This is a genomic window from Melaminivora sp., from assembly GCF_032059615.1.
Taxonomy (GTDB): domain Bacteria; phylum Pseudomonadota; class Gammaproteobacteria; order Burkholderiales; family Burkholderiaceae_C; genus Melaminivora.
Genome location: NZ_DAMCAM010000002.1, coordinates 81382 through 102845, shown reverse-complemented (window position 1 = coordinate 102845; position 21464 = coordinate 81382). Strand labels below are relative to the sequence as shown.

The 21464-nt window shown below is 64.6% G+C and carries 25 protein-coding genes and 1 pseudogene; 16 read left to right on the top strand and 10 right to left on the bottom strand.

Annotated features, from left to right (window positions below):
- The 8 genes from RT051_RS01085 to RT051_RS01050 all read right to left on the bottom strand — a co-directional run.
- A partial coding sequence (locus RT051_RS01085) for an NAD(P)H-dependent oxidoreductase (RefSeq protein WP_313070099.1) occupies window positions 1-301 on the bottom strand: 301 nt, incomplete at its 3' end.
- Complete coding sequence (gene arsC / locus RT051_RS01080; RefSeq protein ID WP_023083125.1) at window positions 294-716, bottom strand: arsenate reductase (glutaredoxin); 423 nt, start codon at window positions 714-716, stop codon at window positions 294-296. The genes arsC and RT051_RS01085, both read right to left, overlap by 8 nt.
- Window positions 717-730: 14 nt before the next feature.
- Complete coding sequence (gene arsB / locus RT051_RS01075) at window positions 731-1810, bottom strand: ACR3 family arsenite efflux transporter (protein ID WP_021204056.1); 1080 nt, start codon at window positions 1808-1810, stop codon at window positions 731-733.
- 29 nt (window positions 1811-1839) lie between these two features.
- Window positions 1840-3606 (bottom strand): arsenical pump-driving ATPase, encoded by a 1767-nt coding sequence (gene arsA / locus RT051_RS01070; RefSeq protein ID WP_313070095.1) that lies wholly within the window; start codon window positions 3604-3606, stop codon window positions 1840-1842.
- 13 nt (window positions 3607-3619) lie between these two features.
- Window positions 3620-3979, bottom strand: a complete 360-nt coding sequence (gene arsD, locus RT051_RS01065; RefSeq protein ID WP_041106939.1) for an arsenite efflux transporter metallochaperone ArsD — start codon at window positions 3977-3979, stop codon at window positions 3620-3622.
- 41 nt (window positions 3980-4020) lie between these two features.
- Window positions 4021-4518, bottom strand: a complete 498-nt coding sequence (locus RT051_RS01060) for an arsenate reductase ArsC (RefSeq protein WP_023094599.1) — start codon at window positions 4516-4518, stop codon at window positions 4021-4023.
- An 11-nt stretch (window positions 4519-4529) separates the two neighbouring features.
- Window positions 4530-4976, bottom strand: a complete 447-nt coding sequence (locus tag RT051_RS01055) for an ArsI/CadI family heavy metal resistance metalloenzyme (RefSeq protein WP_041106942.1) — start codon at window positions 4974-4976, stop codon at window positions 4530-4532.
- A 12-nt stretch (window positions 4977-4988) separates the two neighbouring features.
- The gene (locus RT051_RS01050) at window positions 4989-5318 is read right to left on the bottom strand and encodes an ArsR/SmtB family transcription factor (protein ID WP_008643211.1); all 330 of its coding nucleotides are present in this window, start codon (window positions 5316-5318) and stop codon (window positions 4989-4991) included.
- Between the two features lie 369 nt (window positions 5319-5687).
- Here RT051_RS01050 and RT051_RS01045 point away from each other — a divergent pair, with 369 nt between their 5' ends.
- The 7 genes and pseudogenes from RT051_RS01045 to RT051_RS01015 all read left to right on the top strand — a co-directional run bounded on the left by RT051_RS01045 (window position 5688) and on the right by RT051_RS01015 (window position 12492).
- Entirely contained in the window at window positions 5688-6038 is a 351-nt protein-coding gene (locus RT051_RS01045; RefSeq protein ID WP_313070089.1) for a DUF2958 domain-containing protein, read from the top strand.
- 64 nt (window positions 6039-6102) lie between these two features.
- A pseudogene (locus RT051_RS01040) lies at window positions 6103-6369 on the top strand (hypothetical protein); the annotation flags it as partial.
- A gap of 693 nt (window positions 6370-7062) precedes the next feature.
- A complete protein-coding gene (locus RT051_RS01035) occupies window positions 7063-7890 on the top strand; it encodes a DUF932 domain-containing protein (RefSeq protein WP_313070087.1) in 828 nt (275 codons plus the stop codon).
- A gap of 78 nt (window positions 7891-7968) precedes the next feature.
- A complete protein-coding gene (locus RT051_RS01030) occupies window positions 7969-10011 on the top strand; it encodes a ParB/RepB/Spo0J family partition protein (protein ID WP_106683294.1) in 2043 nt (680 codons plus the stop codon).
- 63 nt (window positions 10012-10074) lie between these two features.
- A complete protein-coding gene (locus tag RT051_RS01025) occupies window positions 10075-10284 on the top strand; it encodes a hypothetical protein (protein ID WP_106683293.1) in 210 nt (69 codons plus the stop codon).
- 201 nt (window positions 10285-10485) lie between these two features.
- Window positions 10486-11313, top strand: coding sequence for a hypothetical protein (locus RT051_RS01020; protein WP_158702851.1), 828 nt, complete (start codon window positions 10486-10488; stop codon window positions 11311-11313).
- An 864-nt stretch (window positions 11314-12177) separates the two neighbouring features.
- Window positions 12178-12492, top strand: a complete 315-nt coding sequence (locus RT051_RS01015) for a DUF736 domain-containing protein (RefSeq protein ID WP_106683291.1) — start codon at window positions 12178-12180, stop codon at window positions 12490-12492.
- Window positions 12493-12884: 392 nt separating this feature from the next.
- On the opposite strand, the gene RT051_RS01010 is transcribed toward RT051_RS01015, so the two are convergent.
- Window positions 12885-13175 (bottom strand): helix-turn-helix domain-containing protein, encoded by a 291-nt coding sequence (locus RT051_RS01010; protein WP_106683290.1) that lies wholly within the window; start codon window positions 13173-13175, stop codon window positions 12885-12887.
- Between the two features lie 217 nt (window positions 13176-13392).
- On the opposite strand from RT051_RS01010, the gene RT051_RS01005 reads away from it, so the two are divergent.
- The 9 genes from RT051_RS01005 to RT051_RS00965 all read left to right on the top strand — a co-directional run bounded on the left by RT051_RS01005 (window position 13393) and on the right by RT051_RS00965 (window position 20905).
- Window positions 13393-13740, top strand: coding sequence for a DUF2958 domain-containing protein (locus tag RT051_RS01005; RefSeq protein ID WP_106685370.1), 348 nt, complete (start codon window positions 13393-13395; stop codon window positions 13738-13740).
- A 340-nt stretch (window positions 13741-14080) separates the two neighbouring features.
- The gene (locus RT051_RS01000; RefSeq protein WP_106683289.1) at window positions 14081-14863 is read left to right on the top strand and encodes a DUF2285 domain-containing protein; all 783 of its coding nucleotides are present in this window, start codon (window positions 14081-14083) and stop codon (window positions 14861-14863) included.
- Window positions 14864-14946: 83 nt separating this feature from the next.
- Complete coding sequence (locus RT051_RS00995; protein WP_106685369.1) at window positions 14947-15237, top strand: helix-turn-helix transcriptional regulator; 291 nt, start codon at window positions 14947-14949, stop codon at window positions 15235-15237.
- Window positions 15238-15263: 26 nt separating this feature from the next.
- Window positions 15264-16115: a replication initiator protein A gene (locus RT051_RS00990; protein ID WP_106683288.1), complete on the top strand. Its 852-nt coding sequence runs from the start codon at window positions 15264-15266 to the stop codon at window positions 16113-16115.
- 289 nt (window positions 16116-16404) lie between these two features.
- Window positions 16405-17043 carry a ParA family partition ATPase gene (parA, locus tag RT051_RS00985; RefSeq protein WP_106685366.1) on the top strand — a complete coding sequence of 213 codons (639 nt, stop codon included), beginning with the start codon at window positions 16405-16407 and terminating at the stop codon, window positions 17041-17043.
- Complete coding sequence (locus tag RT051_RS00980) at window positions 17040-17324, top strand: chromosome partitioning protein ParB (RefSeq protein WP_106685368.1); 285 nt, start codon at window positions 17040-17042, stop codon at window positions 17322-17324. Before parA ends, RT051_RS00980 begins: the two co-directional genes overlap by 4 nt.
- Complete coding sequence (locus tag RT051_RS00975; RefSeq protein ID WP_199792800.1) at window positions 17321-17878, top strand: DUF2840 domain-containing protein; 558 nt, start codon at window positions 17321-17323, stop codon at window positions 17876-17878. The genes RT051_RS00980 and RT051_RS00975 overlap by 4 nt, the downstream gene beginning before the upstream one ends.
- A complete protein-coding gene (locus RT051_RS00970; protein WP_106683286.1) occupies window positions 17875-18474 on the top strand; it encodes a S26 family signal peptidase in 600 nt (199 codons plus the stop codon). The genes RT051_RS00975 and RT051_RS00970 overlap by 4 nt, the downstream gene beginning before the upstream one ends.
- A 448-nt stretch (window positions 18475-18922) precedes the next feature.
- Entirely contained in the window at window positions 18923-20905 is a 1983-nt protein-coding gene (locus tag RT051_RS00965) for a relaxase/mobilization nuclease and DUF3363 domain-containing protein (protein ID WP_313070056.1), read from the top strand.
- 68 nt (window positions 20906-20973) lie between these two features.
- Here the strand turns inward: RT051_RS00965 and RT051_RS00960 are convergent, their stop codons facing one another.
- Complete coding sequence (locus RT051_RS00960; RefSeq protein ID WP_313070054.1) at window positions 20974-21321, bottom strand: DUF4148 domain-containing protein; 348 nt, start codon at window positions 21319-21321, stop codon at window positions 20974-20976.
- Between the last annotated feature and the right edge of the window lie 143 nt (window positions 21322-21464).

Here is a 21464-nt window from a genome sequence, read left to right as displayed (position 1 = left end):
TGCTTTCGGCCCATTGCACCAGTTCGTGCAGTTCCCTGACCTTTGGGTGATCGTGCGGCGCATCGTCCACCAACGGCAGACCCGAGGGGTTGAACATCCGTGTCTCACCGCCGAGCGCGCGTAGGATGCGCGCCGATTCTTCGGCAGCCAGGCGGCTGAACGAGCGTTCGCGCAGCGAGCCATAGAGCAGCAGGAAGCGCGGCGCGTGCGTGACGCGCTCGGGCGGCATCAACCGCTGGGCATCGGGTTGATGGAACAGCGCGGTGTCGATATTGGGCAGGTCGATTCTGGATTCAGACACGGCGGCCTTCCGCATTCACGACGGCTTCGCCGTCTTCCTTGCTGAATGCACCGCGCTGCGGCTGGGGCAGGATGCCCAGCACCGCTTCCGAAGGTCTGCACAGCAGTGTGCCCAGCGGCGTGACCACGATGGGGCGGTTGATGAGGATGGGGTGCTGGAGCATGAAGTCGATTAAATGTTCGTCGCTCCATTTGGAGTCATCCAGGCCCAATTCCGCATAAGGTGTGCCTTTCTCGCGCAGCACCGCACGCACTGGCACGCCCATCGCGGCGATCAGCGTTTTCAGCGTCTCGCGGTCGGGCGGTGTTTTCAAGTATTCGATGATGGTCGGCTCTTCGCCGCTGTTGCGAATCAAGCCCAGCACGTTGCGCGACGTACCGCAGTCGGGGTTGTGATAGATGGTGATCTGGCTCATGCCATTGCCTCGGTTCAGGGATTCGTGGGGTTGGCGGAATACATGCTGGCGCCCTTGAGCCGCCACCGGCGGCCCAACCGCAAGGCGACATGCACCAATAGGATGAGCACCGGCACTTCCACCAGCGGCCCGATCACCGTGGTGAAGGCGACAGGCGAAGCCAGGCCGAACGACGCGATAGCCACGGCGATGGCCAGCTCGAAGTTGTTGCCTGCGGCAGTGAAGGCGATGGCGGTGGTGCGTGGGTAGTCGGCCTGGATCAGCCGGCCCATGAAGAAACTGATGAGGAACTGGATCACGAAGTAGAGTGTCAGCGGCACGGCAATCTTTAGCGCGTCCATCGGCAGGCGCACCACGTCGGCACCTTTGAGGCTAAACATGGCCACGATGGTGAACAGTAGCGCCGCCAGCGTGATGGGGCTGATCCGCGGCAGGAATGCACGCTCGTACCAGTCCTGGCCCTTGCGTCGAATCAGCGAGCGCCGGGTCAGGTAGCCGGCCAGGAACGGGATGCCCAGGTAAATCAGTACCGCCTCGGTGATCGTCCAAAAGCCCACGTCGATGACGCTGCCTTGCAGGCCGAACACAGGCGGCAGCACCGACAGGAAGAACCAGGCGTAGGTCGAGAAGAACAGGATCTGGAAGATCGAATTGAAGGCGACCAGGCCCGCGACGTACTGGTTATCACCACGCGCCAACTGGTTCCACACAAGCACCATAGCGATGCAGCGTGCCAGTCCAATCAGGATCAGGCCGGTCATGTATTCCGGCTGGTCGCGTAGGAAAATCACCGCCAGCACGAACATCAGCACCGGCCCGATGATCCAGTTCTGCACCAGTGACAGCAGCAGCACGCGCCGGTCGGCGAAGACCTCGTGTAGCGTCTCGTAGCGCACCTTGGCCAGCGGCGGGTACATCATCAGGATCAGGCCGATGGCGATCGGGACGTTGGTCGTGCCGATCGAGAGCGCATTGAGCGCATCGGGCAAGCCGTCGAAGAACGTGCCCAATGCAACACCCAGCGCCATCGCGGCGAAAATCCAGACGGTGAGATAGCGATCCAGGAAGGACAGGCGCGATGGCGTGTTCAGCATCGAATGCCCGCTTTGGGGACTGTCGTGATTCATGAGGTTTTCCTGTTTGCCAAAGCCCGCAGACGCTCCACTCCCACCGGCTCTTCGGTCAGAAGCGGCACGACAGCATGGCGTCGGGCATGTTGTGTGGCCACGGCGTCGATTTCCCGCAACTCGTTGCGTGCGCGCTGGCGCAGCAGCGGGGAATGCGGATGTGCGGCCGCCACGCTGTTGTTAACGATCCAGGCCCACGGCTCGATGCCCGCGCGGCGCAGGTCGTCTTGCAGGTTGGCCGCTTCCAGCACGGGCGTGGTTTCGGCCAGGGTGACAATGAGCACCTTGGTCTGCTTCGGGTCTTGCAACTGCATCATCGGCGTCGTGAAGTGAACGCCCGTCTCACCCATCTGCCGGGCGATGTCGCGGTGGTATGCGCCGGTGGCGTCGAGCAACAGCAAAGTGTGGCCCGTGGGCGCGGTGTCCATCACCACGAACTTCCTGCCCCCTTCGCGGATGGCGCGGGAGAACGCCTGGAACACCGCGATTTCCTCGGTGCAGGGTGAGCGCAGATCTTCTTCCAACAGCGCGCGGCCTTCGGCATCGAGTTGCGCGCCCTTGGTGTCCATCACATGCTGGCGGTAGCGCGCCGTGGCTTCTTGGGGGTCGATGCGGCTGAGTACCAGATTGGGTAGCGAGCCTTCCAGGGTATCGGCCAGATGCGCAGCCGGGTCAGAGGTGGTCAGGTGGACGGGCAGCCCCCGGCCCGCCAGCTCCACGGCGATGGCGGCGGCCAGCGTGGTCTTGCCCACGCCGCCCTTGCCCATCACCATGACCAGCCCGTGTCCATCGACGGCGATCTCATCGACCAGGGTGGACAAGTCTGGCGCATTGATCCGGGTAGGCAGCTCGATGGCATCGGCGCCATGCGTGGCGTCGGTATCAACCAGCAGGTGGCGCAGGGCATCAAGGCCCACGAGGTTGAACGGCTTGAGCGCGATCTGATCCCGAGGCAACGCCTGGAGGACAGACGGAATGGCGGCCAGCGTAGCCTGCTCTTTTTCGTAGATGGCAGCGGCAAGCGTATCGGTTTCGGCCTCACCGGCAGGGAATACGCCGTTGATGACCAGGTGTTGCTGCGACAGGCCGATAGCGGCCAGTTCTTCATGGGTGCGGGCCGCCTCGCGCAGCGTGGGGCGCTGCGCACGGGCAACCAGCACTAGACGAGTGCGTAAGGGATCGGCCAACGCCTCTACCGCAGCCTTGTACTGACTGCGCTGTTTTTCCAGGCCCGCCAGCGGTCCCAAGCACGACGCATCGCCTTTGCCTGCTTCCAGAAAGCCACTCCATGCGCCCGGCAGTTGCAGCAGGCGGATGGTGTGGCCGGTAGGGGCTGTGTCGAAAATGATGTGCGCGTAATCCTGCGTCAGCGCCGCATCGGTCAGCAGGGCCGTGAACTCATCGAAGGCGGCGATTTCCGTGGTGCAGGCACCCGACAGGGATTCTTCGATGCCATCCACTACCGCATCGGGCAACACGCCTCGCACTGGGCCGACTATGCGGTCACGGTACGCTTGCGCGGCTGCCTGCGGGTCGATTTCCAGTGCCCATAGATTCGGCACGGCGGCAATCGTCGTGATGTGGTTTCCGATGCGTTCGCCGAAAACCTGCCCCACGTTGGAAGCCGGGTCGGTACTGACGAGCAGGACACGCTTGCCCTGGGTCGCCAGTTGCACGGCCGTTGCGCAGGCGATGGAGGTTTTGCCGACGCCCCCTTTGCCGGTGAAAAACAGGAAGCGAGGCGGCTGGGTCAGGAAGTGCATGGGATCTCCTTGTTCAGCAGCAGCGGCCGCCAGAGCAGCAGGCGTTTTGGGCTGGCGAGGCTTCGGGCGCCTCGATGCCTGCCAAGCGGGTCAATTCGCTTCGGCTGGGGTAGCGGCCGGCCAAGGCCACCTCACCATCAACCAGAACCAGGGGCAGCGCCTCTTGGCCCGAGCGTTGTAAAAAGCCTTTCACTGTCGGGTTTTCGGCGAAAGCGAGGGGTTGCTGTGCCAGGTTGAAGCGTTCGACCTGAGCACCGTTTTGCTTGGCCCAATCCACATCGGCGGCGAAGTTCACCAAGTTTTGATCCACTTCAACGCCACATACGCCGGTGCTGCAACATAGCGCCGGGTCGAAAATCTGGATGTTTGGCATGGGGTGTCCTTTCAAATTGGTTGTTGATGAAGTGACGCTCTTCACTCTTGGCCGATGTTTCGCAACTCGCGTTGCAGCGACATGGCGTCCAGGCGTTGCAGTGGCAGCGAGAGAAACAGCTCGATGCGGCGGCGCAAGATCAGCGCGGCATCCTTGAACGCTTTGAGTCGTTGTTCTTCGCTGCCTTCGACGGCTGCCGGATCGGGCACGCCCCAGTGAGCCGATACCGGCTTGCCCGGCCAAAACGGGCACGCCTCGCCGGCGGCGTTGTCGCAGACGGTAAAAATGAAGTCGAACACCGGCGCCCCCGGCGCTACGAACTCATCCCAGCTTTTGCTGCGGTAGCCAGTCGTTGGCATGTGCAGCCTCTCCAGCGTGGCGAGCGCCAGCGGATGCACTTCGCCCTTGGGCTGGCTACCTGCCGAGTACGCCCGAAAGCGCCCTTGGCCCAGTTCGTTGAGGATGCCTTCGGCGAGGATGGAGCGTGCGGAATTGCCCGTGCAGATGAACAGTGCGTTGTATGTGGCCTTTGTGGTCATGGTGTGCTTTCTCAACAGCAGGAAGAACGGGGGCTTGCTGTGCAGCAAGCCGGTGCGGTGATCGGTGTCGTGACTGAGGCCGCCTCATGGAAGACCGGGATGCTGCCTAACGTGTGGAAGTGCTCCCAGGCAATACCCTGCGGATCGGTGACCCAATGCTTCTCGCTGCGTGCGTAGCAGCAGGTGGTCGTGCCTTCGTCGAGCAACTCCATGTCGGCGGCTTGTGCGCGGAGTTTCAAGGCGGCCAGTTCCTCGGCGTCGTCAGTCTGGATGCCCAGGTGGTCGATGCCCGGCTTGTTGCCGCGCGTGGAGATGGCGAAGTTGACCGGCGGGTCTTCGAGCATCCACTTCGCGTAGTCGCCTTCGACGCGCGCAGGCTGCGCCGCGAATAGTTGGGAATAGAAGCCGATGCTGCGGTTCAAGTCATCGACGTGCAGGTGGACGTGGAAGCGCTTCATGGAGAGTTCCTTTCAGCAGGAGGCACAGGTGGAGGGAGATTCAGTGACTTCGCATACGCCGCCCTGGCAGCAGTGCTCGGTCATGTAGCCAAGCAGACTGTTCATCTGCGCGAAGTCGGCGCGATAGATCAGGTTGCGCCCTTGCTGTTCGATGGTGACGAGGCCAGCGTGAGCCAGCTCCTTCAGATGGAAGGACAGAGAGTTGCGGGCCACGTCGAGCTGGTCTGCCAAGACGCTGGGCGTCAGCCCCTCGGGGCCTGCGACGACCAGGGCGCGGAACACGCGCAGGCGTTGGGTGTGGGCCAGGGCACCGAGGGCGGAAACAGCTTGATCTTCGTTCATGGTTCGATAATACAACATTTATTGAATCATTGCGCAAGAAACCAGCAAACAGAACCTCGTGGCGCCCCGGCGTGCCGCCGTCGGGTTCGCGGGCTGTGTCCCGCGCTTCGTGTCGAATCACGGCCATCCGGCTATGCCCCCTGGCGCCTCCGACCTGGGTGCTCTGCTCGCCTAAAACCGACGCATATGGAGGTGCAAGGGAGGCGGTCTTGCTGTTCCCTTCATCGTGCCACGGCGTGCTCGCCGTCAAGGGCTGCGCGCCGATGGCGCTTGCGTCCTGGCGGCCGTCGTTGACCCCTGACTGCTTGCGCTGCGCCGTGCCCCGGAAGGGTCGGGCAATTCCGCCCGGCAACCCTTCAGGAGTTCACCATGAACAACGCACTCATCACTGACGAGCAGCGCATCGTGCTGCTGGCCAACGGCCGCGAATCCTTGGAGAACCCGGACTTCGATCCGGCCCCCGTGGTCAAGCTGTTCACGCCGGACGCAGGCGCGACCTGGCTGCTGACCGAAATTGATCCCGATGACCACGACCACGCCTTTGGTCTTTGCGACCTGGGCCTGGGGACACCGGAAATCGGCTGGGTCAGCATGGCGGAGATTGCGGCCTTGCGCGGCCGACTGGGCCTGCCGATCGAGCGTGACCTGTCTTTCCGGGCCGAAAAGCGGTTGAGCGCCTATGCGCGCGATGCGCGGCTGGCCGGGCGGATCGTTGTCTGACCCGGCCCTGGGAGCGCCGCAAGGCGCTCCTTGCGCTTCTCAACCATCAATGGAGATCAATGCCATGAGCAGCCATCACGACTACATCATCGAAATCACCGCGCAGCACGATGCGCTCAAGCCGTTCGCGCCGGAGAACAGCCAGCCCCTGCGCTTCAAGGTCGGCGACGCGGCGATCTACACCAACGAGTTTGGCGCGCAGTTCCGACGTCGCGTCACCGGGTTCTACCAGCCCACCGAGCCTTCGGGGCTGTATGCGCGTGGCAGGCGCTACTACCTGAACTCGACTTCGCCGTGGATGCCGGTTGCGGAATCCAGCCTGCGCCCTGACGGGGCGCTGCGCGCTACGCTTGCCTCCAGGGGAAAGCCCTGCTGGCTATCCCCGCCGCGCGATGCTTGGCGCCCCTCAAAGACCGCCGAACCGGCTGAGCCGGATCGGCCAGACCGCAGTAGCCACCGGCACAACTGACACTGCTTCCCGATGCTTGGCGAATGAGCTTGTGCATCGAGCCTTGAAGTCCGGGCGTCCCCGGCCAAGAAACATGGCCGGTCGCGCTCTCGTGCTGCGCATCGAGCCTCGCTGCGCGAGTCTCGCCCCATTCGGGCTTCCATCGTTCCCTCGCGCTGCTCGGCTGACGCCTCCGGCCCGGCTTCCAGCTTCGGGCCTGCGCGCTTGCGCTTGCCGTGCGGTCGGCGTTGGAAGTGGCCGTTGCCTGTCCAGCCGTCTTTCCTGACTCCATCACCTTGCTCGCGACTGTAGCCCGCGGCCGTGTGCCGTCAAGGCGCGCAGGGCCGAGTCCTCGGCTGTGCCTGCGGGCCGCACCAACCCTGCGCTTGTCTCCTTGACGGCCCCCGTCCACGGGCTCCCTTTCGTCGCGGGCGATGAACTCAGGAAAGACGGTGGCAACGAGGCCAACCGGGTTCTTCGTGCCGACCGCACCGAACAGCCACAAAGGCTGGGCTTCGAATCTAGGAATCCGGTGTGCGGTTTTCTTCAACAGCCAACTTTGTCAGGAGAAAGATCATGCAACTCGCATCCCGTTTCGCAAACCATTCCCCCGCGCTGCGCAGCGATCACCCGCTGTCCGATGACCAGATTCGCAGGGTGGCCCCGTCCATCTTCGCGGACGCCCCGCACCAAAGCCGTTCCGAGCGGTACGCCTATATCCCCACGGCCACGGTTTTGACCGAGCTTCGGAAAGAAGGATTCCAGCCCTTCATGGTGTGCCAGACCCGTGTGCGCAACGAGGGGCGGCGCGAGCACACGAAACACCTGCTGCGCCTGAGGCACGCCAGCCAGATCAACGGCGCGGAAGCTAACGAAATCGTGTTGCTGAACTCGCACGATGGCACCAGCAGTTACCAGATGCTGGCTGGTCAGTTCCGCTTTATCTGTACCAATGGGCTGGTGTGTGGCGACACCTTTGCAGATGTGCGCGTGCCCCTCAAAGGCAATGTGGCCGGGCACGTCATCGAGGGCGCTTATCAGGTATTGAGCGGCTTCGAGCGGGTCAAGGAATCCCGCGACCTGATGCGCGGCATCACCTTGGACGATGGCGAAGCCGAAGTGTTCGCCCGCGCGGCGCTGGCGTTGAAGTACGACGACCCCGACAAGCCAGCCCCCATCACGGAATCGCAAATCCTGATGCCGCGCCGCTTCGAGGATCGCCGCCCGGACTTGTGGAGCGTGTTCAACCGCGCGCAAGAGAACCTGACCAAGGGTGGATTGCATGGCCGCGCCGCCAATGGCCGCAGGCAGCAAACCCGCCCCGTGCAGGGCATTGATTCCGACATTCGCCTGAACCGCGCCCTGTGGCTGCTGGCCGATGGCATGCGCCAGCTCAAGGTCTGACCCCTTCTCGACATGTTCCCGCCGGAGGGACGGTTTCCCCTCCATTCCCTGTCTGTTTCATTTGATTGGAGATACACCATGAACGCCGTTACCCAAACCGAAGCCCGCGCCGTCAATACCGCCGCCGCTGTCCCGCTGGAAGCCGCCGACCCGAGCAAGAACATGATTCTGGTTCCGCTGTCGCGGTTGGTGCTGCGCCCCACGGGCCGCAACGTGCGCAAGGCCCAGCGCATGTCCATCCCCGAACTGGCCGCTTCCATCCAGCGCGTGGGCCTGCTGCAAAACCTGATCGTGATTCCCGCCGCAGATGGCCTGCATTACGAGGTGGTCGCCGGTGGCCGCAGGCTGGTCGCCCTCAAGCTGCTGGCAAAGAAACACCGCATCGCCAAGGATTGGGAGGTGCCTTGCTTGCGCGTGGTCGATGGCACGGCCCGCACCGCCAGCCTCACCGAGAACGTGCAGCGCGAAGCCATGCACCCGGCAGACCAGTTTGAAGCCTTCGCCGCACTGGTGGCCGAAGGCCGACCGATTGAAGACATTGCAGCGGATTTCAGCGTTACGCCGCTGGTGGTGCAGCGGCGCTTGAAGCTGGCGAATGTTTCGCCCCGGCTGATGGCCGACTACCGGGCCGATACCGTGGCGCTCGATCAGTTGATGGCGCTTTCCATCACCGATGACCACGCCGCGCAGGAAAGCGCGTTCTACGATGCGCTGCAGTGGCAACGCAGTCCGTCCGCATTGCGCGAACGCCTCACCGAGCGCGAGATTGATGCTTACCGGCATCCGCTGGTGCGATTCGTCGGGCTGGACGCCTACGAGGCCGCAGGCGGTGGCGTGCGCCGCGACCTGTTCGCGGAGGGCGATGCGGGCGTGTACCTAACCGATGCCGCGCTGCTGGAACGGCTGGCGCAAGACAAGCTGGTGGGCATCGCCGCCGAGGTGAAAGCCGAAGGATGGGCCTGGGTGGATGCAGCACCCGCCGCCACCTATGCCGACCTGCAAGCCTTCCAGCGTGCCCCGAGGGAACGGCGTGTGCCGGGCAAGCGCGAAGCGCAGCGCATCGAGAAGCTGCAAGCCAAGCTGCACGAACTGGCCGAAGCCATGGATGCCGTGCTGGACGCCGAGGACGAGGACAAGGCCGACGCGTTGCAAGAGGAAGGCGAAGCCCTGGGCGAGCAGTTGCAGGCGCTGGAAGATGGCTTGCAAGATTACAGCCCGAACGTGAAGGCCGCAGCCGGCGCCATCGTCACCATCGACCGCAACGGCGAGGTCGTGATTCATCGCGGGCTGCTGCGCGAGGCCGAAGCGAAGGCACTGCGCACGCTGGAAAAGCTGCGGCAGGGTTTCGGCAGCGTGGAAGGCGGGGCCGAGAACGACGACGAACGCGAGAACGATGAAGCCCCCAAGGCCGCTATCTCCGACCGGCTGGCCCAGCGCTTGAGCGCGCACCGCACCGCCGCGCTGCAAATCGAAGTCGCACGGCATCCGCAAGTGGCGCTGGCCGCGCTGGTGCATGGCATGGTGCAAGCCGTCTTGCAGGAACGCCCCTACGGGCACGACCTGCCGCTGGGCGTGCGCCTGACCGTGCAAGACCGGCTGGAAGGCATGGCCCCGGACTGGCCGGAATCGCCTGCCGCCGTGGCGCTGCGCGAATTGCAACAGGTGACCGGTAAAGCCCTGCCGGAGGACAGCGCCGAACTGCTCGCCGCGCTGCTGGCGAAATCGCAAGACGAACTGGTGCGGCTGCTGGCGGTATGCGTGGCTGTCACGGTGGACGTGGTGACGCCGCGTGCGACGCAGCACCAACCCGGCGCGGAACTGGCGCAGGCCGTGCGGCTGGATATGGCCGCGTGGTGGAAGCCGACCGCCGAGGGGTATTTCCGGCATGTGCCGAAGGCTGCGATTCTCCAAGCCGTGGGCGAGTACGCACCGGAGCACGTCGCCCGGCTGGCGAAACTCAAGAAGGCCGACATTACCAACGCAGCCGAGCGGCTGGCCGATGGTACAGGCTGGATGCCTGCCATCTTCAAGGCGGAAGCGCAGGAGGACGCGCCCGAGGAAGGCCCGCAGGATGCGGAGCAGGACGGCGCTGAAGAAGCCGCCGAGGCGTTGGCCGCTTGATCTGCACCGAAGGCAAGCGCCCCGGCTTCGACCGGGGCGCTTCGCTTTCAAGGAGAACCACCCATGATCCGCACCACCACACCCCGCCCGCGCATGGCGGCGATCTATGCACCTGGAACAGTGCGCGCCCGCCGCTGGGACGGCGATGGCGACGTGCGCAGCTACCGTCCGCCCTCGGGCTGGACGGCCCACGCCGACCTCACGGACATTCACCCCATCACGGGCCGCGCCTTGCCGCGTGCCGTGTGGTGGCTCATCGAAACGAAAGAATAGCCGCGATCCGCACCGGCCCCAGTTCATTCGACCTGGGGCCGGTGGGGTCAAAAATCCGGGCGCGGCGGTGGCCGCGCCCGGTGTTGAAGCCGAACAGCCAGGACATCGCGCCGCCGCCTTCGGTGGCTTAGGCAACGGCGTTAAAGGCATCCCCACATATGCGCTGCGTGGAAAGATCATCGCAGGCGGCACAATCCAGTCATGCCTGCAGAACAGCCAATCCCAATCGACGTTATTCGCGAATCCCTCGAACGCTCGGGATACCTGATGAAGTCTCGTGTTGTGCGCGCGCTCACGGCGGCAGACTTCTTCGTGGAGCCGAACGTCACGCACAAAGACATTCACGGCAAGGCGCGGGGAATCGATCTTACGGCGGAAACCGCTGGTGGACTGAATCGACGCGGCGTTTGCGTCAAGACGACGTTCGTGATCCAAACCATCAACAACGCTTTTCCCATTGTTCTCCTGACGGAGCGGCCCTCGACGCCCAACGCAGACTTCGAGAGCTACATCAAGTTCGGCACAAGCCCGGTTCCTTGCCCCTTCCTCGATCAGATTCAGCCCTACGAGGAGAGGGCAGCGGACTGGCACAACCTGTTCTCGGAGATTTGCGCGTTAAGCAAGCTGCATGGTCAGGACGAGTTCACGGCATGTCAACCCGATGACATCTACTCGTCGCTGCTCAAGGCCAGCCAGTACACGGAAGACGAAGTAGGTGCGTTCAGCGCGTGGATCACAGAGGAGACAGGGCGGTATTGGCGTTTGTTCTTCTGGCACCCGATGGTGGTCGTGAGCGGCCAGCTTCTCACCGCGAAGGTGACCGCAGACGGGGCGGTGCAACTGCAAGAAGTGCCACTTGCCAGACTGGAATTCAATTGGCACGACGGCGAAGATCGGAAAACGACGGTCGTGGAGGTCATTCGCGAGGATTTCCTGCTGGAACGCCTCGACTCAATACGCGTGCAGGACGACGCCATCGAAGCGCGTATTCACGCGATCAAGCTGGGGCACGAACCAGAAGCTGACTGACGGGAAGGCGAAGCAGTACCGACGTCACTTCAGGCCAGCATCTGCATCTGTTTCCTTCCAACATATAGAACGACCCGGGCGTGTCGGCGCAATGCGCCGCCGGGCTTTGCGGGCTTCGCCCCGTGCCGCTTTTGTCGTCACGGCCATTCGGCTCCAATCCCTCACGCCTTCGCGCCTGCGGCGCTGCGCGCTGACGCTTGCCTCCAGGGGATCGGCCTTGCGGCCCATCCCCGCCGCGCGATGCTTGGCGCCCCTGTAACCCGCCGAACCGGCTTGTGCCGGATCGGCCAAGCCAGCGCCCCGCCGCAACGGCCAGGGCGCGGTGCATACGCCGTAGCTTGCTGCTGCAGGTTGTGCGAATGTGTGCCGCCCTCGACGCTGGTGGTTCTCGTCCATCGCATCACGAAGGATGGTTCACGGACACACCGCTCGACCTCGCTATGCAGCTTCCACGCCACGCTTCAAGATCGGCATCGCAAGGTGCGGCAGGGGCGCCCTCGCCTGTCGTCGGAACGTTGCCTTGGCCCGCATCAGGGAGCGAGCCAGTGAAGCCTTCATGCGGGGATGCCGAGCCGGCCATAACTCCTTTCGGGGCGGATCGGCCCAGGGCGTCCTTGTCTTGTTGTGAATCCTGGCGGTGGCGCGGCTGCGCCTCGGGCTTCATGGCTGCAACCAGGAGGCGCAAACAATTTCCCCTGCTTTGTCACTGCGTTCGGCGCATTCCTCGCGGGACAAATTCTTTGCGCCTCCCGGTTCTCCACTGCGTTTCGACCGCAAGCGGTGCAGCCCGCCCGTCCCCCGCCGGCCGGATCACAACAAGGACGCGATGGGCGCGAACCTTGTTCAACCGAAAGGAGAAACACCATGGCCAACATCGGCACCTTCACCGCAGACAAAGACGGCTACACCGGCTCACTTCGCACTCTGACGCTCAGCGTCAAGGCCAAGTTCGTGCCCAATGACAAGAGCGGCAACGAGAACGCCCCCGACTTCCGCATCCAAGCGACGGGTTATGACGTGGGCGCGGGGTGGAAGAAGACCAGCGAGGCCGGACGGGCCTACGTGTCCGTGACCCTCGACGATCCTTCGTTCCCGGCAACGGTCTATGCCCGCCTGATCGAGGAAGAAGACGGCACGCACAACCTGATCTGGTCGCGCAGCAAGCCGCAGGTGGCCTGACGGCCACCCAGCACCCCGTCCATGGCGGCGGGGCGCAGTGCTGCTGTGCCATATCGACAGCCAGGAAGGTGTGACCTTCAAATAGCTGTTTCGGGATGATTCGACCTTTCGGAAAGACCATGGCTTGCGTTCGCAGAGGCAAATGCATGGCGTGTCGGCGCGATGCGCCGTCAGGCTTTCGGGCTGCGCCCCGTGCCGCCTTTGTCGTCACGGCCATTCGGCATCAATCCCTCACGCCTTCGCGCCTGCGGCGCTGCGCGCTGGCGCTTGCCTCCAGGGGAAAGCCCAAGGGGCTATCCCCGCCGCGCAGAGCTTGGCACCCCTGAATGCCCCGAACCGGCTGCGCCGGATCGGCCAGGTCAGCGCCTTGTCACAAGGGCGGGTTCCTATCGCTACGACCGGGCCGCAGCAAGCTGGCCTTCGGTCTTGCTCATCAGCACTGTCGTGCTGCATTCAAGCGCGCCAGCGATCTTGAAGATGATCGCCAACGTGGGCATGTGCTCGCCGCGCTCGACCTTGCCCATGTGCGAACGCTCAATGCCGGCGAGGTGCGCCAGCGATTCTTGCGCGACCCCACGCTCCAACCGCAGCGCACGCACCGCCGCGCCGAAGGCCAGGGCCAACTCGGCGTCGAAGGTGGTGGCGCCGGCCGGTCGGCCACGCTGGACAGTTCGCTTCTGCATAGACAGAAGCGTCAAGTCACAGCACAATTAAAACCACGTTATCTTTAACTCATAAATGAATCTGATCCTTTTCGTGCTTCTGCGTTTTTACGCAAATCCGCGTTTGTAGATTCCGACAGAACCGCAAAACCGCATCCGTGCTTTTTCTCAAATCCATCGATACAGCTTTACGCTTTCACACTTTGGCGGATTTGTGTCAATGATGAAGGGGCCATCCATGAACCGACTCATCACCGAGAACGAGCGCAGGCAGTTGCTGACCCACGGCCAGACCCGCGCCGCTGGCCGGGCCATCGACCCGCTGCCCGTGGTGCGGCTGTTCACTCCCGACGCGCACGCCACCTGGCTGCTGGCCGCGCTTGATCCCGCCGATGGGGACACGGCCTACGGCCTGATCGACCTGGGAATCAGCATGCCCGAGCTGGGCCAGGTGAAGCTGTCCGATCTGGGCTCCATCGTCGGGCCGCGCCAGCAGCCCGTGATGCGCGATCGGTATTTCCAGGCGGCGCGCTCGCTGTCGGAATATCTGCGGCTGGCGCAGGAGAACGGTTCCATCGTCGATTGAACCGTTCGCGCCCCGGCCAAGCCGGGCGCATTGAGACTATTTCAGTCTGGCATCAGACCTGGCCGGTCTGAATCCGAACTCTTGCTTCAAACCTGTGCCTCCGTGACTAAAACAGTCACGATCTTTCATGCGGGCTGCGGCACGGTGTCCTGTAACGCGCGGCAATTTGGAGCCGTGCGGGCGTCGCATTCGGACGAATTTCGCAATTGCCCGGAGCCAATCGGTCTTGACTACCAATGGTTACAGCTTACCCCGATTCCGATGATGTTTTGGTGTTGATACGGTAGCTCCCGGACTTTCGTCATGGCGACGTTCCTGATCTTCGACAGGAGCCTTCGCCATGGCCGAGCATCACACCGAACCCTGGTATCCCACGGCAGCCTATCTCTACACACTGCACCTCGATGGCCTGGCGCTGGCCTGGGAGTACCTGCGCCGCAATCCTGATTACCGGCTCGACTGGCTGCGCCGTCGTCGCCGATCCGATACGGCGCATCGCTGGGGCTTGCGTCTGCTGGAAGACCCAAAACTGGATGCGCGTGACGCGCACCCAGCCTGGTTCCCCGACCACGATGGCGTGCTCCAGCTCTACCCGGACGCTGATCCGCCAATGGACGCCATCGTCTTCTCGTTCTGGAGTCTGCCCGGCAGCAAGTGCCTGATCCATGACGGCAAGCGGCTGATGCTGGTGCTGCGTTGGCCGGGCTACAGCCTGCGGCTGGCCATCGCGCCTGGCCTGGCCGATGGCATGGCCTTCGCCTATGCCATCCGCGCCTGCGCGCAGTTGCAGGGGCTGGCCGCCATGCTGCAACAGCTCGCGACTGCCGCTGATGCCACGCCTGCGGCGGCGGCATCGGTGCGGCCATCGCTGTCGGCGCTACAGGAACTGCACACCTTGCAGGCGCTCGATGCGGCCCTGGCGGGCGCGTCCTTGCGCGAAATCGCCGAAGGACTATTCGGCGAGGACGCGGCCGCCGACTGGTACAGCGACGGCGGCCTGCGCTCCAAGGTGCGCCGCCTGGTGCAGCGCGGCGATGCGTTGATGCGCGGCGGCTATCGCCGCTTAGCACAACTTCCGCCGCTTGAGAAGGGTCGTTCTGCATCCAGCGCAGATCGACCCTGAGCAGAACAGCCGCGTTTTCTGAGACTGCCTCCATCCGGCTGCGCTGTGTGGCCGGAGCTTTGCAACCGATGGAGGTTCTCACCATGCGTCCTGCTCCCTTGCGGCCTGCCGCCGCTCCCGCAACCAACACCACTCCCGCTGCGCAACCCCAGCGCTATCTAACCAACGACGAAGCCGCCGACTACCTGCGCCTGTCGCCGCGCACGCTGGAAAAGCAGCGCGTGATCGGCGGTGGCCCGCGCTTTCGCAAGTTCGGCCGCCGCGTCATGTACGCCGTGGCTGACCTTGATGCCTGGGCCTCCGACCGCAGCTTCGAGACGACTTCCGATCCCGAGTACGCCGAGCAACACTCGGCGGACAGCCGTGCGCGCTGATCGCTGGCGCGCGGGTGGCCTTCGCCATGTCCAGTCCATCGCTGCCACCACGGCAGCGACCGTCGCAGGAGCGAGAACAGCTCGACCTGTTCCGCGCCTTGCCGGGCGAGATGGCGCCGCGCGACAGCCAGGACCTGATGGCCTTTCCTTTCTTCTCGCTGGCGAAGTCGCGGCGCACGGCGCCGATCGACTTCCGCACCAGCGGCGTGACGATCCGCGTGGAAGGCACGGCCGAGCACGGCATTGCCACGATCTGGGATGCGGACGTGCTGATCTGGGCCGCCAGCCAGATCGTGGAGGCGCGCGATGCGGGCTTGCGCCCCTCGCGCCTGATGCAGGCCACGCCCTACGAGATCCTGCGCTTCATCGGGCGCGGTACGTCGCTGCGCGACTACCAGCGCTTCAAAGCGGCCCTGGATCGCTTGCAGTCCACCACGGTGGCCACCTCCATCCGCGAGACGACCGGGCGGCGCCTGCACCGCTTCTCGTGGATCAACGAATGGAAGGAACTGGCCGATGCTCACGGCACACCCTTGGGTATCGAGCTGATCCTGCCGGACTGGTTCTATGCCGGCGTGCTGGATGCGGCCCTGGTGCTGACCATCGACCCGGCGTATTTCCGGCTGACGGGCGGCATCGAGCGGTGGCTGTACCGGCTGGTACGCAAGCATGGCGGACGCCAGCCCGGTGGCTGGCAGTTCGACTTTCGGCACCTGCACCGCAAATCGGGAAGCACGGCCAAACCCTACGACTTCGCCTGCGACCTGCGCGCGCTGGTGGCGCGGCAGTCGCTGCCCGGTTATGTCCTGGGCATCGAGCGGTTGGATGGCATCGAACTGTTGACCTTCCGGCCCGTGCCGTACACGGCACGGGGATAACCGAGGCAAAGCCTGTGGACGGGCTCGTGCTATCAGGCGTGCCAGGTATCGTGCTATCAGGCGTGGGACTATCGTGCTATCAGGCGTGCCAATCCGTCGCAAAGCCAATAACGGCGCGGGTTTTGGCCTCCCTTAACTTTCCTAACTTAAATTCTCTAACTTTTAGTAGAAGCGCGCCGTTTCGGTGGACAACTGCCGAAAGGCAGAGAGCGCAGCAAGCCAGAAGCCCGAAACAACCCCGTTTTGCAAGGCAGGCGCAAGCCAGCTTTCCAGCTTGGAGGGCCGCGCCATGATCGTCGCCTTACTCAACCAGAAAGGCGGCGTGGGCAAGACCACGCTCGCCACCCACATCGCGGGCGAGCTTGCGATGCGGGGGCAATCGGTCATCCTGCTGGATGCCGATCCGCAGGGTTCATCCCTGGACTGGACGCAACGCCGCAGCCAACAAGGTCTTCCAAGGCTGTTCAGCGCAGTGGGCCTCGCACGCGAGACTCTGCATCAGGAGGTGCCAGAACTCGCCAGGCGGGCCGATCACGTCGTCATTGATGGCCCGCCCCGAATCGCCGCCTTGGCGCGCTCCGCGCTGCTGGCGGCTGAGCGGGTGCTGATTCCGGTGCAACCCAGCCCCTACGACCTGTGGGCCAGCGCCGAGATGGTGGCGCTGATCCGTGAAGCGCAGGTGTTCCGGCCGCAACTGCATGCAGCCTTCGTCATTAACCGGCGCGTCAGCACCACCGTGATCGGGCGCGAAGCACGCAGAGCATTGGCTGAACAGCCGTTGCCCGCGCTGCGCTCGGAAGTACGCCAGCGCATCGTGTTCGCCGACAGCGTGGCCGCTGGCCGGCTCGCCCGCGAAACGGCACCCGATAGCGCCGCCGCGCGCGAAATCACCGCACTGGTGGATGAACTGCTGCGGTGGCCGACATGACAGCAAAGCCCGCATCCAACGGCAAACGCTCTGGCAAGCGCGTCGGCATCGGCGCGCGCCCGCCTGCCAATCCGCACGCCGAGGCGTGGATTCGCCAAGGCAGCGCCGAAGACCTCCAGAAAGGCGATCTCTACACCGCTCGCCTGACCCTCGACATCACGCCCGCCATGCGCTCGCGCATCAAGGTGTCGGCCTTCACGCAAGGCGTGACCGTGGCCGACCTGCTGCGCGGCTTGCTGGAGCGGGAGTTTCCAGAACACCGCAGGGAGAACGCACCATGAACCCATCCGCTTTGCCTGCCATCCCACCTGTTGCCATCGCGACCACGGCGGCACCGTTGCCGTCCTTCGCCGCGCTCACTGGCCGGCCTGCCTCCACACCGCTGACGCGCGTTTCGCTGGCCTACGTGGAGCACCGGATCAAGCTCTACCTGCGCTTTGGCGAGCCGGCGCGCACGCTGCGGCTCGACCGCTGGCGCAGCGTTGCGGTGTTCCTACCGAACGCGGTGTTCTGTCGCATCCGCTGGCAGGCCAACGACTACGGCACGATCCGCTGGCAGCTCATGGTGATGCAGGCTTGCACGCCTTTGGATGACGCGCAGCGCATTCCCGGCGTGCAGCCGGGCGCACGCCTGCTGCTGCACGCCGAGGGCGACAACACCGTGCGCGCCGTGCTGGAACGCATCGACGCCATCGAGGCGCTGGGCATCGCGCCCGCCGCCGTGTCGCCCGCGTACTGGCGCACGCTGGGCAACCGGCTCGCGGCGCGCTTGCCGCTGCCCGACTACAGCGCCGAGCGGCACGCCGCCTGGCTGACCGGGAGGACTCTGCCATGACGGCTCATTCCACCGCCGTACATTCCGCCGAAGCCGCACCGCATCCTCGCTCGCGCCTGCGCGCTCGACTCGTGCTGGCTGCACTGTCCGCCTGCGGCCTCGCTGCGCTGGCCTGGGCGGCTTTCGTATCACCGCTGCCGCGCCTGATTTACAACCCGTCCGACAGCGTGGCGGTCGGTTGGTATCGCATCGATCCGCTCGACCATCGCACCGCCTCGCTGCCACGTCCGTTGTCCGTGGGCAGCATCGTGCTGGTTCCGCTGCCGGCCGAGGCCGCCGCGCTGGCTGCGCAGCGCGGCTACCTGCCGACACGCGTGCCGCTTCTCAAACGTGTGGGCGCGGTCGCGCCGCAACACGTCTGCATCGTCGATGCACTGGTCTGGATCGACGGCGTGCCGGTGGCCGTCGCCCTGGCTGCCGACCGGCTGGGCCGGCCGCTGCCATCCTGGCCGCAATGCCGATGGCTTCGGCCTGGCGAATTGTTCCTGCTCAGCGTGACCAACCCGGCCTCGTTCGACAGCCGGTATTTTGGGCCGGTCAGCGCGTCCGCCGTGATCGGTGTGGCTCATCCGGTCTGGCTGGAGCCATGTCCATGATGGCCGCCGATTCGCTTCACGTTGCCACGCATCTTGTCGTGCCATCGGGCGTGTCGTTCCGACTGCTGTTGTTATGTCGTCGCGCGTGCAGTGCGGGTGCGTTCGCACCGCACTTCGCGCTGCATCCGGCGCAGCCGTCCACTGTGCAGGCGTCTTGCCTTGAACACGCCCGGCCTGTGGCCCTGGCCGCGTTCACCGGCGGGCTGGCTGCCAGCAGCGCAGCGCCACCGGGCCGCCGCTGCCGGGAGCGACAGCGAGGGGCAAAGGCGGAAGGCAAGACAAAAGGGGGCGGCACCCAGCCGCCCGCCAAGCCAGTCTGCACGTAGGGGTGGCGCGGCACACAGCGGCTTCGCCGCCGTGCCGATTGGGGCGCGAGGCCCGCGCCGATACAGGCATGTCCGCGTGCTTCGCACGACCGGACACGCCACGACTTCCCAGGGAGACAGCGATGAGCAACCGCCGCGACGACGATTTCCGCATCCGTCCAAACCCTCCAAAGGCCCCGAAGAACCGCGGCCAGAGCTTTGTCTCCAAGGTGCTCAAGCAGGTTGGCAAAACCAGCGGCGGCAAGTCCTCGGTGCGCCGCCCGGCGTCGGCTGGCGGCACCGGAAAGCGCCCCGGCTCGCGCCTGGGGCGTGGGCATACGGCGGCGCGCTTCGCCGGTGCGAAACTCACGCAGCTGTCCCGGCGCGTCACCATCAAGACGCTGCTGGTCAACCAGCGCCAGGCCAGCCCGCAATCGCTTGCCAAGCACCTGCGCTACATCGAGCGCGATGGCGCGGGCCGCGATGGTGAGCCGGGCCGCGCCTATGGGCCGCAGACGGACGAAGCCGATCTGGATGCGTTCAAGGAACGCAGCCAGGATGACCGGCACCACTTCCGCTTCATCATTTCACCCGAGGATGGCGCTGAACTGGACGATCTTCGGACGTACACGCGCCACCTGATGGGCCGCATGGAGGCCGACCTGGGCACGCGGCTGGAATGGGTGGCAGTCAATCACTGGAACACCGACAACCCGCACACCCACCTGATCGTGTGGGGGCGCGACGACACCGGCAAAGACCTCATCATCGCGGGCGACTACATCGCCGATGGCTTCCGCCATCGGGCCGCCGAACTGGCGACCGAATGGCTGGGGCCGCGCACCGAACTGGAGATCCAGCAGAGCCTGCAGCGCGAGGTGGAACAGGAACGGTGGACGAGCCTGGATCGCACACTGAAACGTGAGACTGGCGACGATGGCCGGGTGCAGATCGAACGTTTCAACGAACCCAAATTGCGACGCCAGCGCCTGCTGCTGATCGGCCGCCTGCAACACTTGCAGCGGCTGGGCCTGGCCGACGAGACGCAGCCTGGCACCTGGGTCATCCATGCCGACGCCGAGAAGACCTTGCGCGCCCTGGGCGAGCGCGGCGACATCATCCGCACCATGCAGCGGGCGATGAGCGGGCAGCCGCGCGAACTGGCGGTGTTCGAGCCCGGCGACGATGGGCGCAGCATCATTGGCCGCGTGACCGCCAAGGGGTTGGCCGACGAGTTGCGCGACCGGGGCTATCTGGTCATCGACGGCACGGACGGCAAGGCGCACTACGTCGCGCTCAATGCCCGCGACGAACCCGGCAACTATCCGACCGGCGCGGTGGTGGAAGTACGCGGTTCCGCCGAGGTGCGGGCGGCGGATCGCAACATCGCCGCGCTGGCCAGCGATGGCCTGTACCGCACCGACCATCATCTGGCGATTACGCAAGGCCAGGCGCAGGTCGGCCGCGATCCGCAAGAGGTGGTCGCAGCCCATGTTCGCCGGCTGGAAGCCCTGCGCCGGGCTGGCATCGTGGAGCGCGTGGCCGAAGGGCTATGGAAGGTGCCGAGCGACCTGCCCGAGCGTGGTCACCAGTACGACGCGCAGCGCCTGGGCGGCGTGGCCGTGGAGCTGAAATCGCACCTACCCATTGAGCGGCAGGCCCGCGTGATTGGGGTCACCTGGCTGGATCAGCAGTTGATCGGCGGCGACAAGGGGCTGGGCGATTTGGGCTTTGGCAGCGAGGTCAAGGAGGCACTACAGAAGCGTGCCGACTTCCTGACCGAACAGGGGCTGGCCGAGCGGCGTGGCCAGCGCGTGGTCCTGGCGCGCAACCTGCTGAGCACGCTGCGCAACCGGGAACTGGCGCAAGCCGCCAAGGACATTGCCGCCGAAACCGGGCTGGAGCATCGGCCCCTGGTCGACGGCCAGCGCGTGGCTGGGATCTATCGGCGCTCCGTCATGCTCGTCAGCGGACGCTACGCCATGCTGGACGACGGCAAGGGCTTCAGTCTGGTGCCGTGGAAGCCAGTGATAGAGCAACGGCTGGGACAACAGCTTTCCGCCATCGTGCGCGGCGGCGGGATGTCATGGGAAATTGGACGGCGGCCTGGGCTGTCCCGAGGTTAGTCAGGCCGACGCCAGCGATCCCACAGAATGGATTCAACGTGCTCTGCTGGAGCACCAACTGGGGGCTATCAACCCCGGGAGTAGAGACGCAGACGCGCGGAGCGTTCGGCAGGTGACTCGCTCAGCAGTTCGTTGATTACTTGCTCACGCGTCTTGCCAGAACTTACATCAGGTGTGCGGATGGGGTAGTTGCTCTCGCCATAAGACAGGCGTCCTTGCTGCATAGCAGCCTTGGTTTCCGCGATAACCTGCTCTCGTGTCTTTTCACTCTTGAAGTGTTCCGGGTGAACGATGATGCCCTTTTCATTGTTGGCAGGATGCTCGTATGCTGCCGAAGCCATCCCCGGTAGACCCAGAGTGACCACTGCGGCCACTGCTGCAATCATGGAAGAAAGGGAGAGGCGATGTTGAGTCATGGCTAAGGTCCTTATAGAAGTCAATAAAACTTGCATCTCCCATGCCTTTGCCAGGCGATGAGAAGATGTGTTCATCGTAGAAACCCCGACCCAACAGAACGAGGACAGCACGGTGACTTTTCTGTCATCTTTTGCGGACCTTG